Below are 17,747 nucleotides of genomic sequence, written 5' to 3'. Positions count from 1 at the left end.
GGCTTAGCTGCCTTACACAATATCAGTACAAGCGCATTTAAGCCGGCACTATACCAAAATATACTTTGTAATTTGCATTGTGGCCGCGAAGGTTATTGGTAGAAAACTTGTAACCTACATTTTTATAATTTGAATTGTTGGTTCGTCTGGCCAGGAGGATAAGGTCTTTACCGGTGAGTACAATCCTTTCGCTTCCAATCTTATCATCGCCAAAGCCAAATAAATTATTTACCGCTTTCGCCACCTCCGGAATAAATTTTTGAATCAAGGGGCCTACCACCGCTGCAATTGCACCGCCAACAACAGGAATAAGTCCCAAAGCGGCAGTTCCTAAACCATGTGCTGCTGTCATAGCGGTCTGAATTTCCTTTCTAAATTTTTCTGGATCACCATGATCATTCTCCATTAACGTGATTTCAAGAATCAAACCATTGGGTTTGCCTCTGTAAATTTCAATCAAGTCAGGTCTTGATGTATCAGAATCTACTTTGCTATAGGTTTGCGATCTAAAGGCGGCACCAGAAAATGGTGAGACCACTCCCATCAATACATATGGCTCGTCTGCGCCAGATGTTTCGCCTGTTTCTCTCAAACAAATTAAGCCGGTATAGTGGAGCACAACATCATTTAAATCCAATGCACCGGTATCTGGCCACCAGTAAATACCGCCGTGTTGAAAGGAATTAACCCTTCCACCATCCGGAAAGTTACTTTCATCAGAGGTTGGATAACCTAAATACGATCTTTCCCAACCCAATTCTGCCCATCTCCTGCGAATGTCGCCCCAAATTGCTTGAGCTCCAGTCTGTGGCGACCACATAATGGTGGCCTGATCGCCGTTGAAGTGATTGAATCGCCCTGTTCCATCCCAGCAAGGAGATTCATCGGTATTGGGTATGCCCCAATTTACGCCGCCTAAAGCAACCCACTTTTGGTAAATGGCACCATGGATTTCCAATACAGATCTAGTATTGCTATTGTAACAAACACAGGCCAATTCGCCGTACCAGGCAATCCCATCTTTCCTTAAAAGCTGACCAAGAAACTTACTTCCACCCAGTTCATCGAAGCGCTTTTTTAACTTCGACTCAATACTTGAGATTACCGCGGTTTCTAGTTTCTTAGGAAACTTGTAATCTTTTAAAGCTTCTACAGAAACTTTTAATGATGATAACTTTGACATAACATTTATAGTTTAAATAAGAGGTAAATAATTCTTTAACTACATCACTTAAATCGATTAAGCTGATACGAAGTTGTAAAATTAAACAGCTGTTAATCAGATAAATGAGCAAATCGCGGCTATTGGCTAGCGAATTGCCAGTATCAATGAGTAAGAATTTGATATTGGTGTTAAGAATTAGCTGATGTGTTGTAATTTATTTATTTCGTGGACAAGAAACACTTGAAAAACCCCAAAATTTCCTTAATATTGGATTCCGTTCTCTCGTTGAAACACCATGCAACTCACCCGATTAGAAATTAAAGGATTTAAAAGCTTTGGCGACAAGGTGACCATCAATTTTAATGAAGGTGTTACAGCGATTGTTGGCCCGAACGGTTGCGGAAAATCGAATGTAATTGATGCCATGAGATGGGTGCTGGGTGAGCAAAGTACAAAAGCCTTGCGTTCTGAAAAGATGGAAAACATCATCTTTAATGGCACAAAAAACCGTAAACAAGCCCAATTAGCAGAGGTTTCCTTAAGCTTTGATAATACCAAAAACATTCTCCCAACAGCTTACTCTCAGGTTACAGTAACCCGTAAACTCTATCGGAATGGCGATAGCGAATACCGTTTGAATGATGTTCAATGCCGTTTGAAAGATATTACCGACCTATTTCTAGACACCGGAATTGGCTCTGATAGTTACTCCATTATCGAACTTAAAATGGTCGATGAAATTATCACAAATAAAGAACATAGCCGACGATCTTTGTTTGAGGAAGCCTCAGGAATATCGAAATACAAACTCCGCAAGAAACAAACTTTCAGTAAATTAAAAGACACTGAAGCCGACCTTGAGCGTGTGGAAGATTTGCTTTTTGAAATCGAAAAAAACTTAAAAACCCTCGAAAATCAAGCTCGCAAAGCCGAACGCTATTATAAATTAAAGGAGCAATATCGTGAGCTAAGTGTTCAATTGGCAACCCATCGAATTGCCTTTTTCCGTACTGATTTAAATGCATTGGAGAGCCAGGAGCAAAACCAGCAGGTACTAAGAACTGAACTCAGCACCAAAATTGATACTCATGAAGCTGAACTGCAAAAGCTCAAACTGGGCAGTATAAATCAAGAAAAAAACCTTTCCATTCAGCAAAAAGCAACTAACGAACTGGTTTCAAAAATTCGTGCTTACGAAAGCGAGAAGAAAGTAAAAAATGAACAAATGCGTTTTTTGCAAGAAAAAGAAACGCGTTTATCGGGAGAGCTGGAGAAAGATAAAAACCAAGTTAACCACATCAAATACAATATCAAGCGTTTAAATGAAGAGGTTTTAACTGAAACAGAAGTTTTCAACAAACTAGAATCTGACTTAAAGCTCCTAAAATCTTCTCTGGATACGCTACGCGAACAACAGCAGACAGAAAAAAACAGAGTTGATAACCTAATAAAATCCGTTAATGAATTACAAAACCAGGTTTATCAATCGCAAAAGGAGATAGACATTTTAAACATCCAAAAGGATGCCCTGGTGCAGGAAACCAACAGAAATGTTGATGATACTGAAACGAAAACATCAGAACTCAAAGCTTTTGATCATGCTTTGGCTGAATTGGATATTCAGGTTACGGAAAAGCAAAGCCAGATTAAACAGCTAAAAGAGGCTGAAGAAATCTTAAAGGAAAAATTAGCTCAATCGGAAATTAACTTAAGCACTAACAAGGAAAAACTTACCGCCGAAAACCGTAAGAAAGATGCCAAGCAGAATGAATACAACCTTACAAAATCGCTTGTAGACAGTTTGGAGGGCTTCCCAGAATCTATCCGTTTCTTAAAAAAGAACAATGCTTTTGCAAAAAGTGCTTTGCTCCTATCGGATATTTTATTCTGTAATGAAGACTACCGGATTGCTATTGAGAATTATCTGGAACCGGTAATGAACCATTATGTGGTTGATCATTATTCTGATGCCGTTCAGGCAATTAACTTATTAACGGATGCCAGTCGTGGGCGGGCGAATTTTTTCATTTTGGAAAATATCCCTGATAAAAACCCAACGTTGAACACACATGAAGGCTTAATTTCAGCCTTATCTGTTATCGAGGTAGATAAAAAGTACCAGCATCTCTGCAACTTACTTTTGCAAAATGTATATATCGCTGTTGAAGAGCAGGAAAATTTTTTCAGAACCAAATCAACCGAAACCGCAACCATTCTGGCAAAAAATGGAAAATATGCACAGACGAAGTTCACTTTGGCAGGTGGTTCAGTAGGATTGTTTGAGGGTAAAAGAATCGGTCGTGCTAAAAACCTGGAGAATTTAGCAAAGGAAATTAAAGCTTCAGAATCGCTGATTAACCAGTACACTACAGCAATTACCGCTGAAACCGATAATATTTTTAATCTAAAAGAAGCATCAAAAGTAAACCAGATTAATGCTTTGCAACAAGAGTTGAATCGTTTCATTAACGAACAAATTTCTGTTCAAACACGTCGCGATCAATACCAGGAATTTATTACAACCAGTGAAAATCGCAAAACCGATATAGCCCAGAAAATCGTTTCCATAGAGAAATCTCTATCGGAAAAATTGCCTGCCTTGGTTAATTTACAGAAAAAGCAGCAGCAAGACCATTTGAATCTTCAGGAACAACAAATCAATTATCAGGAGCTGGCCGACCAGGTAAATGACTCAGCTGGTAAGTATAACCAGGACAATATCCGCTTCCATCAACAACAAAACAAACTATCGAGCCTGGAGAAAGATTTAGACTACCGATTTGTACAGGAAGAAGCTTTGAACAAGCGCATTGCCCAGAACGACAAAGAACTTCAGGACACTTTAACGCAAATTACAGCAACTTTACAACATACCGATTTGAGCGATGACACGCTTTTGGAAATGTATCAACAGCGTGAAGAAATGGAAAAAGGTCTTGCTGATGTTGAAAAAGAGTACTTTGAAGGCAAAGGCAATATTAATGAGTTGGAGAATAACCTGACCAATATTCGCAAGAGCCGGGAGGAAACGGATTTCCTTTTAACCGAGATAAAGGATAAAAAAAATACACTTAAAATCGACCTGAACTCCCTAAAAGAGCGATTGGCAGTAGAATTCAATATCGACATTAACGATCTTCTTGATACCGAAAGCGAAGTAGAAGCATCTGAAAGTGAGTTTGAGATTCGTCAGAAAGTAGAAAAAATGAAGCGCCAACTGGATGAGTTTGGTGCCATTAACTCCATGGCGATGGAAGCGTTTAAGGAAATGGAAGAGCGTTACATTTTTATCCAAAATCAGAAAAAGGATCTTAACGCAGCCAAAACCGACCTTTTGCAAACGATAAAAGAGATTGATGATACTGCAAAAGAAAAATTCATGCAGGCTTTTACACAGGCACGGGAACATTTCATTGTGGTTTTCCGGTCTCTTTTTAACGAGGAAGACAGCTGTGATTTGATCTTATCTGATGTCAACAATCCTTTAGAGGCAGATATCGACATCGTTGCGAGGCCTAAAGGTAAAAGACCGCTATCGATCAACCAATTATCTGGAGGTGAAAAAACACTTACTGCCACTGCTTTACTGTTCTCGCTTTATCTGCTGAAACCAGCTCCGTTCTGTATATTTGATGAGGTTGATGCCCCTTTGGATGATACTAACATCGATAAGTTTAACAATATTATTAGAAAATTTTCCGATCAATCACAGTTTATTATAGTGTCTCATAATAAAAGAACTATTGCCAGTACCGACATTATTTATGGCGTTACGATGGTAGAACAAGGTGTCTCTAGAGTTGTAGCGGTTGATTTAAGAGAAGTTGCAGCTTAAGCTGAGAGCTTAGCGGCTAAAGCAGAATACTAATATCTAAAAATGCTTTCCGTAACATTGGTAAATTCAAATTCTGGTGAAGTTCTTATAAACGCTGTCATGCTGAGGCACGAAGCATCTGCAGCCGATGAAACACCTGCCTGCGGTAGGCAGGGATACTTCGTGCCTCAGGATGACAAAACCACAACTCCACAACAGCATAAAAAACTATATTTCCATTTCAATGTCTCAATAATTAATATCTTTAAACATAATTTAATCATCACGTCATTGCGAAGCATGTTCTTTAATTTCTAATTAAGTTTTAGGATTGCTTCGTGCCTCGCAATGACGAAAAAAAACAACATGAAAATCCTTTATATTATCCCCTTAGCCATGATGCTAAGTTGCTGTTCATCAGTTAAAAATCAAACTTCCGCTGGCTCAGGCAAACTAGATACCCAACTTTTAAAAGATGTGGAAGTTTTATCTTCCGACGCCTATCAGGGGAGAAAAACCGGCACAAAAGGTGCTGAAATGGCGAGAGCTTACATTATTGAGCGTTTTCAAAAACTTGGTCTAAAATCTTATCCTCAAAATGTTAACTACGCACAAGAATTTACATTTAATGCCAGAGGTGGAGCAAAAGTAAACGGCACAAATATCATTGGCTACATTCCTGGCAAAGGAACAGATGTGATTGTAGTTTCAGCTCATTATGACCACCTGGGAGTCGTTAAGGATCAGGTATTTAATGGTGCCGATGACAATGCATCAGGTACGGCAGGCTTACTTAAAATTGCTGCCTACTTTGCTAAGAACAAGCCTAACAATACGATCATCTTCGCCTCATTTGATGCAGAAGAAATGGGTTTACAGGGCGCAAAAGCATTTGTGGCTAATCCACCTGTAAATATCAATACCATCGCAGTAAACATAAATATGGATATGATTAGCCATAGCGACAAAGGTGAACTGTACGTAGCTGGTACATTCAAATATCCAGAGTTAAAGAAATATATTGATACCAACAGAAAAGAAATCAAAGTTATTTTAGGCCATGATGATCCGAAAATGGGGCATGATGATTGGACAAACCAAAGCGATCAGGGCGCATTCAATGCTAAAAATATTCCTTTCCTATATTTTGGCGTTGAAGACCATAAAGATTATCATAAAGCAACAGATGAGTATTCTACAATCACTAAACCATTTTTTAGCGATGCCGCGAATGCTGTTCTAGAGGTTGTTAAAGCAGTAGATAAACAAACTGGTTTGCAACAATTATTAAAAGACAAAATGAGGATGATGGATAATCCGCAGAAGGTAAATAAGTTTTAGCTACTGCGGAACGTACACTACATATTTAGTTTCAAAAAAATCTTCCTCAAAAAATTCTGAAAGCGGATACAATTCTGCTTTCAGTTTTGATTCCTTTATTTCTTCCTCTAAATCGCCACCTTTCAAATATAAAATACCATTTGGAATGGCATTAATGGCGTCTTTTTTGAATTTACCTTGAATCCAGGGATAAAATTCGCCTAAACGAGTAACTGCTCTGGAGACAACAAAGTTGAATTTTTCTTTAACCTGTTCTGCCCTTAAATGATCGGCTTTTAAATTATTCAATCCCAAAGCAGAAGCCACTTCCTTAACCACTTTTATTTTTTTTCCAATTGAATCGACCAATTGAAACTGGGTCTCTGGAAACAAAATAGCTAATGGAATGCCAGGAAAACCTCCGCCTGTACCCACATCTAAAACCGATTCACCGGCTTTGAAAGTACAGATCTTTGCTATACCAAGCGAATGCAGTACATGGCGTTCGTATAATTCTTCAATGTCTTTTCTGGAAATTACATTGATTTGAGCATTCCAAAAAACGTATAATTCAAACAGTTGCGTAAACTGATCGATTTGTTGCGCAGTTAAATCAGGAAAATATTTTAGAATGATATCAGGTTTTACATCAGCCATGCGGTAATTCTTAAAGGTTTTTTTACTTATTTCCAATTCACTTTTTTCTTTCCAAATAGGGCAAGAAAGCCGTTAAGGGTTAAAAAGAAAAACAAAAGTATATCTAAAATCGGGAACCACCAACGTAAATCACCATAGTTTAAACGTTTCAGCAATTTCGGATAAACGAAACAACGGATCACGATACTCAGCAGCAATATTCCACCAGCAATATACTGGGCTTCCCGGCTTAAAAACATACATCCTGCAAAGAATCCATAAAATAGAAATTGGATAATGATCTGCAGACTTAAAATGAATTTATGTTTCGACTTATACATTTTACCCGCACCGAAATGACGCTTTTTTTGGCGCAGATAGCCGGCCCAAGTATGGTTCGGCTCACTCCAAACATGACTTTCTTGATTCATTCTAATTTCGGTATTGTGCTTGTTGGCATGTGCGTTAACAAATAAATCATCATCCCCCGAAGGGATATGCATGTGAGCGGCAAAACCTTTGTGCTTAAAAAAAAGCGATTTTTTATAGGCCATGTTTCTACCTACTCCCATGTAAGGCATCCCTTTTATAGCAAAACCCAGATAATTTACCGCTGTAAAAAAGGTTTCAAAACGAATTAAGGCATTTAATAGGCCTCTTCGTTTTAAATAAGGTGAGTAGCCCAAAACAATTTCTACATTTTCATCGCGTGGCTGTTGCATATCCATTAACCAACTATCAGAAGCAGGCGTACAATCGGCATCAGTAAAAACCAACCAATCGTATTTTGCAGCCTTAATTCCCATAGTTACAGCAAACTTTTTACCCGCGAGGAATTTATCATTATCTAAAATCTTCACTACTTTCAGGTTGGAATACTTTTTCTCCCAGGCCTCCAAAAATTCTTCTGTACCATCCCAAGAGCGGTCGTTAACCACTACAACTTCAAAATTCGGGTAATTCTGATTGAGTACTGAGGGAAGATATTGTTCGAGATTTTTGATCTCATTTCTCGCACAGATGATTACACTTACTGGCTTCTGAGCTATTTTGGGTACTTCTTCAATATTGGTATTGGCGAGTTTCAAATGAACGAATAGAACATAGTAAAGTTGCACAAGTAAGCAAAACGCCAATAAAGAGAGCAAAATATTTTCAAGCAGGGTTAATATCACGATGTTAAAATAAATAGGCGCAAATTTCACATTTTTAATCTGCAATACGCCTGATGTTGAAAAAAATAGGTCGCATAAACACATAATTAAATTTTGGGGATCATTCTATCCATTAGCTTTAGGCACTAAACGCTAGAAGATTACCTACAGGTGCGCTAAATTTGTTACTTTTGCAACCTATATGAAATTTACTTTACAGGCTAACGATCCTTTATCAAAAGCCAGAGCAGGAACGGTTACAACCGCCCACGGAGAGATACAAACGCCAATTTTTATGCCTGTTGGCACCGCAGGAACTGTGAAGGCTGTGCATCAGCGAGAGCTAAAGGAAGATATTGAAGCACAAATTATACTGGGAAATACCTACCATTTATATTTAAGACCAGGGTTGGATATTTTAGAAGGTGCTGGAGGTTTGCATAAATTTATAGGCTGGGATCGTCCGATTTTAACAGATAGCGGAGGCTATCAAGTATACTCGTTAAGTAAAGTTCGAAAGATAAAAGAAGAAGGCGTAACGTTTCATTCGCACATTGATGGCTCAAAACATTTGTTTACACCAGAATATGCTATGGACATTCAGCGGACTATTGGCGCTGATATTATCATGGCATTCGATGAATGTACGCCATATCCTTGCGATTATACCTATGCAGCTGAATCAATTAAAATGACCCATCGCTGGTTGAAGCGATGCTGCACTCATTTTGATAATACAGAACCAAAATATGGCTTCGACCAGACGTTGTTCCCTATTGTACAAGGGTCGGTTTATAAAGATCTGCGGATAAAATCTGCTGAATTTATTGCCAGCATGAACCGTGAAGGGAACGCCATTGGAGGTTTATCTGTTGGAGAACCTGCTGAGGAAATGTATGCCATGACGGAAGTGGTTTGCGATATATTACCTTACGAAAAACCCCGTTATTTAATGGGTGTTGGAACACCAATTAATATTCTGGAAAACATTGCGCTTGGTGTAGATATGTTCGATTGTGTAATGCCTACAAGAAATGCCCGTAACGGAATGCTTTTTACCCGAAATGGAATAATCAATATCAGAAATAAGAAGTGGGAAAATGATTTTTCTCCTTTAGATGCAGAAAGTGACTTACACGCCGACCAGGTGACCAGCAAGGCTTACCTCAGACATCTGGTTCATAGCAAAGAGATGCTTGGCGCACAAATTGCAACATTGCATAATTTACACTTCTATCTGTGGTTAGTGAAGCAAGCCCGCGAAAAAATAATTGCTGGCGAATTTTACGAATGGAAAAACAAAATGGTCAAAATTTTAGGCAATAAACTATAAAATGAGTCTGATAAAAGGGAGAATTAAAATTATCGATCAATATATTATTGGTAAATACCTGGGTACTTTCGTATATACCCTGGCTATTTTCGTGATTATTATTGTTGTTTTTGATTTATCAGAAAAGATGGATGATTTCATGAAAAGCGGGCTTAGCTTCTGGGGTGTACTCACCAAATACTACGCAGGCTCCATCCCTTTTTACGTAAACATGCTCTCTCCACTCATCAACTTTATTGCCGTAATTTTTTTTACCGCGAAGATGGCTGATCAAACCGAAATTGTTCCCATTTTAAGTGGTGGTGTAAGTTTCAATAGATTCTTGTTCCCTTATTTCGTATCGGCTACGATCATATTTTCAGCAAATTTGGTTTCTAACCTTTACATTTTACCCTATACCAACACCTTAAAAAACAGCTTCGAAAATACCTTTGTAAAACGAAACGACCCTTCGACCAAATCAAATATCCACATGAAACTGGATAACAAAACTTACATTTATATTGAGAGTTTTGATAATAAAACCAACTATGGATATCGCTTCACACTAGACAATTTTAATGGAGATGTGATGGTAAAAAAAATCGTTGCAGATAACATCAAATGGGATTCGTTAAAGAGAAAATGGCAGTTGAGTAACTATTCTATTAGAAAAATTGATGGGCTGAAAGAAAGCATGATTTATGGAAGTGGTAAAGTAAAAGATACCATTTTAGACATGCGTCCTGATGATTTTTCTGCCTATGATAATGTAGTTCAAAATCTATCTACAAAGGAACTTTCAGAGAAGATCAGAAAGGAGAAAATTCGCGGAACGGGTATCATGAACGATCTCGAATTTGAGAAATTCAAACGCTATTTACATCCATTATCTGCCTACATTTTAACGTTGATTGGTGTTGCTTTATCCTCCCGAAAAGTTCGCGGTGGAGTTGGGGTATCATTGGGAATAGGCATCTTTATTAGCTTTGCCTATATCGTGTTTAATCAATTCACACAAATGTTTTCTACAAAAGGTGGGTTGCCTCCATTTTTAGCAGTGATCTTACCTACAATCGTATTCGGCATGTTAGGTATTTACCTTCTCCGAAAAGCTCCAAAATAGAGATGGACATCAATAAAAAGAATTTAATTATTCTTCATTTAACGGTTTTAATTTGGGGTTTTACCGGAGTACTCGGGAAAGTAATTTCGATAGATGCAGTACCATTAGTTTGGTATCGTGTTTTGATTGCAACCTCAACTCTTTTCCTTTGGTTTATCGCTACTAAAAAGAATATAAAAATCACAAAACTGCAGTTTATACAGTTCTTTTTAACGGGCGGAATTGTAGCCATTCACTGGATATTTTTCTTTCATGCAATTAAGGTTTCTACCGTTTCGGTAACGCTGGTATTCCTCTCCTCTTTTACATTATTCACAGCCATTTTAGAACCGCTGATCAAAAAACAATCCATTCAAATGGGTGATGTGCTAATCGGGTTACTAATAATTCTGGGGATTTATATGATCTTCAAATTCGAAGGCCAATATACTTTGGGGATTATTTTCGGACTTTTAGCAGCAGTCGCCTCCAGTCTTTTTTCTACTATAAATTCTACGCTCGTTCAAAAAAGTGAGCCCTCCATTATTGGATTTTATGAATTGGTTGGTGGATTATTCTGGATTACCATATACCGTATTTATGATGGCTCATTCCAAAATATGAGCTTTAATTTAAGTGTAAATAACTGGATTTATATTGGCATTCTCGGTACACTTTGCACCTCCGTTGCCTATGTTGCAGGCGTATCAGTAATGAGAACTTTATCGGCTTTTCGCGTAGCGTTAGTAACCAATTTAGAACCCGTTTATGGCATCATACTCGCTTACTTTTTCTTTAAAGATAAAGAGCAAATGACCGGTGGTTTTTACATTGGAGCAATGATTATTTTAGGTGCTATATTTCTTTATCCGGTTTATAAAAAGAGGTATAATAAGAGATAATTCAAGGTTGCAATTCATGCTATAATTTCCTATTCAATTAGCTTGATCTATGCACGAATGAACTGAAATTCGTATGGTATTTGTTGTCGATTTGAGACAATGGAAACAATGCAAATTCATAGGGTGAAACGGTATAAATCCACGTCTCCTTAGAACCAGATTTTATTTAAATTTCCAACTCAACAACTAGCAATTATAGGTGGAAAATTGCGAATTTTCAGTAAACATCATCAAGCATTCTAACAGCAAATTTCTCAAATAGACAGCTAAATTTTAATGGTGTGCTATTTAAATTTTCGCTGTCTATTTGAGCTTTAGTGCGAACTGAAAGTGAATATTTAACAAAATTCCCCGCTTGTGATATAAAAATTGATCACTTATTCGAAACCGTTATAAGCAGCTCATAAACAGTAGATTAAGCCGCAAAATAAGTTTTTCATTATAGCTTATATTTTTTTATTTATCGGCGAATATTGCAAGGAATTGCAATTTAAAAAGGCAAATCAGGCATTTTTGATACCTAAATCTCACCTTAAAATATACGTTATTTAGAAAAGTTAAGTCCGAAATACCAAAAAAAACGATCGATTTTCAAAGTATAAAAATTGTTAATTAATACTTTTTATAGATTCGAAAGAGCCTAATACCCAAAACCGTTAAACTAAATTCTCTTAAAAAAACTTTGGAAACGAGCTTCTCTCAAAGATACCAGCCGAGTTTATTTAATGACATATTGTCATCGTACTTAAAATATGGAGTGTTTAGTTTAAACGATTAAACTTTTCCTACAAGCTACAATCACCAGATAACTTTAGCGATCATGAGGCAAATTATGATAACAAAAAACCAGGTCTACCACTGAAAAATCGATAAACAAAACCAGAATCCAAGAGAAAAAAAATGTCATCAAACGTTACAGAATTTACTTAAAAGCGGTGTTAATTAAGAGCAATTCACATCGAAAATTTCTATAAAAGTCGGAAAAAATAAATTTAAATCCGTAACACCCTCCGCAGCATTGAGCAAAAAATTTTGAAGAAAATCGATTAATAAGTGTACATTAATGGCAGATTTGGAAAGATTATAAAAATTATAAAATCATCCCACTAAATCTCAATTATTGATTAAATTGTTATATAAAAAGCGGTAACATCTAAATTTACTTAATTTACATATAATTTTTAAAATCAATAACTTATATATTTTTATATCAAGAAAAATTGCACGAAAATTAAAAGTCAAAAAACAATTAAAACTAAATATTTTAGCAATCAACTCAAATGCATTCAAATAACACTAACATCATACTATTTATCAAGCATTTAACGACTATTATATTAAGCTTTGTTTCACTATCTGTTTTTGGGCAGATTTTCAGCGCAGCCCAGAACCCACTTAGTGTAAGATGGAACTATATCCAGTCTGGAGGCTTCAAAATTATTTATCCTCAAGAGATGGAGAAAGAAGCACAAAGAATGGCGAATACACTACCCTTCATCTACCCTAAAATCGGCTTAGGCTTGAGGCAACAAAATACCTCCATCCCACTCCTCTTACAGAACCGCGGAACCATAGCAAATGGCTTCGTTCAGTTAGGCCCGAAGAAGTCTGAATTCTACACCACACCACCACAATATTTTGATAGTCAAGATTGGCTGAATAACCTCGCAGTCCATGAACTTCGACACATTGCTCAGTTTGACAAGTTGACAGGATCACAAAGACGTCCCTTTCCAGAGCTGGTTTACTTCGCCTATTTTGGCGCCGGCTTACCAACCTGGTTTTTCGAGGGTGATGCTGTGGTGAATGAAACTGCACTCACCCAATCAGGACGAGGGCGGCAGCCCAATTGGATCATGCCTTTTCGGACATCGGTTTTAGAAGGCAAAAAATTCTCGTACAGCAAAGCTTATTTCGGATCTAACAAAGATGTAACGCCAGGCTACTATCAAACCGGATACTTAATGGTTGCCGACATGAGAGAAAGGCATGGACAGTTCATTTCCGACAGCTTACTGGGCGACATCAGAAGAAGACCATTAAGGCTTTATCCTTTTTCGCAAAGCCTGAAAAAAATCACCGGAAAAAACACAAAAAAATATTTCCTTTCCACACAAGAAAAGCTAACCGAAAATTGGAAAAAACAGGATGAAGAAACTTCAAAAGATAAGTATGAAAATTTAAATAAAGAAACATCACTGGCAACGAACTATTTTCTCCCAGTTCGTTTAAATAAAACCCAGATTTTAGCGCTCAAAGAAAGCAAGCAAGATGCCCGTTATTTTGTGATCATAAATGAAGATAAAAGTGAACGAAAATTGTTTGGAATTGGTAACCAGGAACAGCCCTGGTTCAGTTACAAAAATAACGTTTTGGTTTGGGATGAAATTCGCTACGACCCCAGGTACAAGCAGCGAAGTTACAGTGTAATTTGCTCATACAATTTTAATACAAAAAAATTCAAAAAGCTCAGCAGTCAAAGCCGACTCTTCTCCCCTAGCCTTTCGAGTGATGGCAAAAAAATAATCGCTGCAAAAGTTGAACTCAACAACCAGTTTAACCTTGTAGAAATTGATGCCTCATCTGGTAAGATCTTGAAAACTTACCCCAACGCTGAAAACGAAATTTTACAAACACCGAGTTTCGACGAAACCGGAAATCGTATTGCTTACATCAGCGTAAGCGAGAATGGAAAAAACTTATGGCTGCTAGAGGACGAGAAAAAAACACCACTCATTTCTAACAGCAGACAACAGCTCAGTCGGCCAATTTTTATCGGCGACAAAATTGTTTTCAACGCACACTTTAATGGCATCGATAACATCTACAATATTGATATCAATTCTAAAAAAATAAATGCTTTGAGCAATTCAAAATATGGCGCATTCAATGCGACCGAAACTGATCATGAAAAAATCACTTTTAACGATTATAACATCAACGGTTATGAAATTGCAGAGAAAGCAATAACGGAAAATCCAGTTGGAGAAAACACCTTTGTAGATTTTTCTTCAGCAGCAGAAAAGCAAGAACGTGCGGGTAATATTTTCGAAAATATTTCCGACAGCACTTTCCAGACCAAGCGCTTTCGTCAAGACTTAAACCTGTTCAGTTTTCATAGTGTGATTCCGGTAATCGACAATGAATATGTTTTCGGCCTTGAGCTGCAATCTAACAATTTGCTTAATACGATGGACTTCTATACCGGCGCAAAATACCATCGGGACTTAAAACGTTTTGAGTATACGGCAGATATTAGCTATAAGGCGCTTTACCCTGTTTTTAGTGTTCTATATCGCAATCGACCAAAACGAACGTTCTATCGAGCTAAAAACGCGATTCAGCAAGGAGATTGGAGAGAGAACTTCATCAAACTTAACGCATCGGTACCGCTATCATTTAATGCAAGGAATCAAAACTACTCTTTCACACTCAATGCGGCAACCAGTTTTACACAGCGATACCTTGCAGAGAATATGCCGACTAATTTCATTCGAGAGTTGAAATTTCCAATGGAATATAATTTTACTTTTAACCACAGTGTGCGAACCACCGAACGAGACATTGCGCCAAGATGGGCACAGATTTTAAGGGCAACTTATAACCACCAACCATTTGATAAAAATTTAACCGGCGAAATCCTTGCGCTGGAAAGTTTCTTGTACTTCCCAGGCCTGGCGAAAAACCATTCTTTCCTGGCGAGTTTCAACTACCAAAAAGCAAGCGGCGCCAATCAGTATGCTACAGAAATTGCAACGGTTTACGGCTACAACAATATCCTCGCAAAAAGCAAGTTGCAAAACAGCATGCTTTTCAATTATCGTTTTCCATTTGCTTTTCCAGATTGGGAATTGAGCTCTTTAGTCTATGTGCGAAATGTTAGAGCGGGTTTGTTTTGTCATTATGAAAACATAGGTGTAGACAGCAACATTGGCCAACCTAAAACCTATGGCGTAGAACTAAACAGTAGTTTAAATCTTTTAAGATACCAACCCGTAGTTGATGTTGGGGCGAGATTGGTTTTCGTTAACAAAATTTACGATCAAAACCCAATATTAGAATTTTCTTTCAATTATTCATTTTAAGTAAAGCAAAACATATTCTTGTTAAGATTTTTCTTTCATCAGAATCAAAAAAAAGAGTATTTTCACCCTACTTGAACAAAGAAGCAAACCAATAATACAATTTGTTGTTTATCAATCAGTTTTAACAAATACCAGACTTATGAGTGGAAAAACCATATTCATCATCATCCTTACGGCATTACTAACTGCTTTTTTATTCCTAAACAGTGATGAAGTAGCATTCAATTTCATTATTGTGGATGGTGTTTTTGTTTCTAAACTGATCGTAATCGGAGTTTGTGTAGTGATTGGTTTTATTATCGGCTTCGTTGCAGGTCGACCTAGAAAAACAGTGAGTAGTTACGATACTGAAATTGAGAAAAATCAGCCAGTAAGCAATAAAAAGGAATTAAGTGATGAGGACAGGGATTATATCAGTTAAAAGCAGAAGTTACCAAGATTTCAAGGATTGAATGATTTTAGGATTTGCAATACTAGATCAATTTAATTGAAAGGATCAGAACTAAACTAATTTACTAGTTCTGGGATTTGTTAGGTTTGAAAATAATTTGCCGAGGAATTGTAATGGATTAAAAATTTGATGGATATTAGATCATCCCTATTTCTAGAAAGTAAAATTTAATTCTACCAAAATGAAATATGGCGATTTAACGGGAAAAATCATCGGCTGTGCTATAAAAGTACATTGCACTTTGGGTTCGGGCTTTCAGGAAGTGATTTATCAACGAGCACTCTCTATAGAAATGCAAAAACAAAATTTAAGTTTTAGCAGAGAAATGGAAATGACCATCTTTTACGATAACATTCAGATTGGTATAAGAAGAGTAGACTTTTTTGTTGAAGATATGATCATGCTTGAACTCAAAGCAGTATCTGAATTAACTGATGCACACTTAAATCAAGCCATAAATTACTTAGAGGCTTACAATCTTCCTGTTGGTTTGCTTATAAATTTTGGTAGCAAGAGCTTAATTTTTAAAAGAGTGTATAACACCAATCATCCTGAAAAAAAAAGACCAGTTTAATGAGATAAAGACCCTTACGATTCGACCTCGGAAACCAAATTCTTGAAATCCTTTAATCTTAAAAATCCTAGTCAAAGACTATTAGCATAGCGCAGTCATAATTTCGCCGTAAAGCAATCCACTTCCGCCACCGTAATGCTGAATAATCTTCACATTAGGTTTGAGCTCGTTTATACGCTTTCTAAGCACCTGTTCACACTCAAGATCAATTCCGTTACCTAAAAGCACCAAATCAACATCCTGCGTTTCTAAAACAGACATTGCTTCCTCGTCTGTACAAACACAAATGCCTTTCCATTCAGGTCGGGCGTTAAGCAATCTGTTCATTACGATAGTAATTTCTGTGTCTCGACCGATATAAAGTATAGTATTTTGCATCATATTTTCGTTTAATTTAAACGTAAAAAGTTGCGAGTAAGAGCTTTAGCCCTATCACCCGCAACTTTTAACACGTAACTGAATTATAATTCCATCGGAACATCCATTAATAACACTTCTGCGTCTGCAGAGTTTGCTTTAAAGCTGATGCTGTCCGTATCCCAAATCCCTAAACCATCTCTTTTGTTTAATGTTTGGCCGTTAATGGTAACTTCTCCATTAATCACAAAGGCGTACACACCGTTTCCAGCTTTTTTAATTTTGTATTCGGTTTCGAAGCCTTCATCAAATTTACCCAATGAGAACCAGGCATCCTGATGAATCCAAACTCCAGCATCATCTTGGTTTGGTGATAAAATCTGCTGAAAATTGTTGTGACGAGCTTCAACATCTAAAGTTTGCTGGTCGTAACGTGGCGTAACATTTTTCTTGTTAGGGAACAGCCAGATTTGTAATAAATTTAACTGTTCGTCTGCCAAAGCGTTAAATTCACTATGGCTAACCCCGGTTCCGGCGCTCATTACCTGGATTTCTCCGCTTTTAATTACTGCCGAATTTCCCATGCTATCCTTGTGTGCAATGGCACCTGCCAATGGAATCGTAATGATTTCCATATTATCGTGTGGGTGAGTTCCAAAACCCATTCCACCATCAATCAAGTCATCATTTAAAACCCGTAAAACTCCAAAGTGCATTCTTTCAGGATTGTAGTAGTTAGCAAAACTGAATGAGTGGTGAGCATTTAACCAACCATGGTTTGCATGGCCTCTGGTGTTTTCTTTGTGCAAAATAAACTGTGACATAAATTTCCTTTCTTGTTTATGATACAAATTTACTGCAGGTTTGAAACC

General features: G+C 37.2%; 14 protein-coding genes. 9 read left to right on the top strand and 5 right to left on the bottom strand.

Annotated elements, in window-relative coordinates; genetic code table 11:
• Positions 1-37 precede the first annotated feature (37 nt).
• Entirely contained in the window at positions 38-1,183 is a 1,146-nt protein-coding gene (locus ACZZZK_RS20260) for an LGFP repeat-containing protein (protein WP_463485706.1), read from the bottom strand.
• A gap of 277 nt (positions 1,184-1,460) precedes the next feature.
• On the opposite strand from ACZZZK_RS20260, the gene smc reads away from it, so the two are divergent.
• From smc to ACZZZK_RS20245, 3 genes are all read left to right on the top strand, one after another.
• Positions 1,461-5,000, top strand: coding sequence for a chromosome segregation protein SMC (gene smc, locus ACZZZK_RS20255; protein ID WP_463485705.1), 3,540 nt, complete (start codon positions 1,461-1,463; stop codon positions 4,998-5,000).
• A 99-nt stretch (positions 5,001-5,099) separates the two neighbouring features.
• Positions 5,100-5,297 (top strand): hypothetical protein, encoded by a 198-nt coding sequence (locus ACZZZK_RS20250; RefSeq protein ID WP_463485704.1) that lies wholly within the window; start codon positions 5,100-5,102, stop codon positions 5,295-5,297.
• Between the two features lie 48 nt (positions 5,298-5,345).
• Positions 5,346-6,320: a M28 family peptidase gene (locus tag ACZZZK_RS20245; protein ID WP_463485703.1), complete on the top strand. Its 975-nt coding sequence runs from the start codon at positions 5,346-5,348 to the stop codon at positions 6,318-6,320.
• Here the strand turns inward: ACZZZK_RS20245 and rsmG are convergent, their stop codons facing one another.
• Complete coding sequence (gene rsmG, locus ACZZZK_RS20240) at positions 6,321-6,956, bottom strand: 16S rRNA (guanine(527)-N(7))-methyltransferase RsmG (protein WP_463485702.1); 636 nt, start codon at positions 6,954-6,956, stop codon at positions 6,321-6,323. It abuts the gene before it with no gap.
• A 26-nt stretch (positions 6,957-6,982) separates the two neighbouring features.
• Positions 6,983-8,194 (bottom strand): glycosyltransferase, encoded by a 1,212-nt coding sequence (locus ACZZZK_RS20235; protein ID WP_463485701.1) that lies wholly within the window; start codon positions 8,192-8,194, stop codon positions 6,983-6,985.
• A 97-nt stretch (positions 8,195-8,291) separates the two neighbouring features.
• Here ACZZZK_RS20235 and tgt point away from each other — a divergent pair, with 97 nt between their 5' ends.
• The 6 genes from tgt to ACZZZK_RS20205 all read left to right on the top strand — a co-directional run bounded on the left by tgt (position 8,292) and on the right by ACZZZK_RS20205 (position 16,518).
• A complete protein-coding gene (tgt, locus tag ACZZZK_RS20230) occupies positions 8,292-9,422 on the top strand; it encodes a tRNA guanosine(34) transglycosylase Tgt (protein ID WP_463485700.1) in 1,131 nt (376 codons plus the stop codon).
• Between the two features lies 1 nt (position 9,423).
• The gene (locus ACZZZK_RS20225) at positions 9,424-10,527 is read left to right on the top strand and encodes an LptF/LptG family permease (RefSeq protein ID WP_082455102.1); all 1,104 of its coding nucleotides are present in this window, start codon (positions 9,424-9,426) and stop codon (positions 10,525-10,527) included.
• Between the two features lie 2 nt (positions 10,528-10,529).
• Positions 10,530-11,408: a DMT family transporter gene (locus tag ACZZZK_RS20220; protein WP_463485699.1), complete on the top strand. Its 879-nt coding sequence runs from the start codon at positions 10,530-10,532 to the stop codon at positions 11,406-11,408.
• Positions 11,409-12,688: 1,280 nt separating this feature from the next.
• Positions 12,689-15,493, top strand: coding sequence for a TolB family protein (locus ACZZZK_RS20215; RefSeq protein WP_463485698.1), 2,805 nt, complete (start codon positions 12,689-12,691; stop codon positions 15,491-15,493).
• A gap of 139 nt (positions 15,494-15,632) precedes the next feature.
• Positions 15,633-15,914, top strand: coding sequence for a LapA family protein (locus ACZZZK_RS20210; protein WP_463485697.1), 282 nt, complete (start codon positions 15,633-15,635; stop codon positions 15,912-15,914).
• A gap of 211 nt (positions 15,915-16,125) precedes the next feature.
• On the top strand, positions 16,126-16,518 hold the full coding sequence (locus tag ACZZZK_RS20205; RefSeq protein WP_463485696.1) for a GxxExxY protein: 393 nt from the start codon (positions 16,126-16,128) through the stop codon (positions 16,516-16,518).
• Positions 16,519-16,599: 81 nt separating this feature from the next.
• On the opposite strand, the gene ACZZZK_RS20200 is transcribed toward ACZZZK_RS20205, so the two are convergent.
• On the bottom strand, positions 16,600-16,899 hold the full coding sequence (locus ACZZZK_RS20200; RefSeq protein WP_463485695.1) for a response regulator: 300 nt from the start codon (positions 16,897-16,899) through the stop codon (positions 16,600-16,602).
• Positions 16,900-16,979: 80 nt separating this feature from the next.
• Positions 16,980-17,699: a pirin family protein gene (locus tag ACZZZK_RS20195; protein WP_265799756.1), complete on the bottom strand. Its 720-nt coding sequence runs from the start codon at positions 17,697-17,699 to the stop codon at positions 16,980-16,982.
• Positions 17,700-17,747 lie beyond the last annotated feature (48 nt).

The organism is Pedobacter sp. AC163, assembly GCF_979258665.1.
This window is presented reverse-complemented; position numbering and strand designations above follow the sequence as displayed.

What these genes read in the sequence shown, in the direction of transcription:
- ACZZZK_RS20260 (WP_463485706.1), bottom strand. Translation starts at nt 1,183, where the DNA reads ATGTCAAAGTTATCATCATTAAAAGTTTCTGTAGAAGCTTTAAAAGAT.
- smc (WP_463485705.1), top strand. Translation starts at nt 1,461, where the DNA reads ATGCAACTCACCCGATTAGAAATTAAAGGATTTAAAAGCTTTGGCGAC.
- ACZZZK_RS20250 (WP_463485704.1), top strand. Translation starts at nt 5,100, where the DNA reads ATGCTGAGGCACGAAGCATCTGCAGCCGATGAAACACCTGCCTGCGGT.
- ACZZZK_RS20245 (WP_463485703.1), top strand. Translation starts at nt 5,346, where the DNA reads ATGAAAATCCTTTATATTATCCCCTTAGCCATGATGCTAAGTTGCTGT.
- rsmG (WP_463485702.1), bottom strand. Translation starts at nt 6,956, where the DNA reads ATGGCTGATGTAAAACCTGATATCATTCTAAAATATTTTCCTGATTTA.
- ACZZZK_RS20235 (WP_463485701.1), bottom strand. Translation starts at nt 8,194, where the DNA reads ATGTGTTTATGCGACCTATTTTTTTCAACATCAGGCGTATTGCAGATT.
- tgt (WP_463485700.1), top strand. Translation starts at nt 8,292, where the DNA reads ATGAAATTTACTTTACAGGCTAACGATCCTTTATCAAAAGCCAGAGCA.
- ACZZZK_RS20225 (WP_082455102.1), top strand. Translation starts at nt 9,424, where the DNA reads ATGAGTCTGATAAAAGGGAGAATTAAAATTATCGATCAATATATTATT.
- ACZZZK_RS20220 (WP_463485699.1), top strand. Translation starts at nt 10,530, where the DNA reads ATGGACATCAATAAAAAGAATTTAATTATTCTTCATTTAACGGTTTTA.
- ACZZZK_RS20215 (WP_463485698.1), top strand. Translation starts at nt 12,689, where the DNA reads ATGCATTCAAATAACACTAACATCATACTATTTATCAAGCATTTAACG.
- ACZZZK_RS20210 (WP_463485697.1), top strand. Translation starts at nt 15,633, where the DNA reads ATGAGTGGAAAAACCATATTCATCATCATCCTTACGGCATTACTAACT.
- ACZZZK_RS20205 (WP_463485696.1), top strand. Translation starts at nt 16,126, where the DNA reads ATGAAATATGGCGATTTAACGGGAAAAATCATCGGCTGTGCTATAAAA.
- ACZZZK_RS20200 (WP_463485695.1), bottom strand. Translation starts at nt 16,899, where the DNA reads ATGATGCAAAATACTATACTTTATATCGGTCGAGACACAGAAATTACT.
- ACZZZK_RS20195 (WP_265799756.1), bottom strand. Translation starts at nt 17,699, where the DNA reads ATGTCACAGTTTATTTTGCACAAAGAAAACACCAGAGGCCATGCAAAC.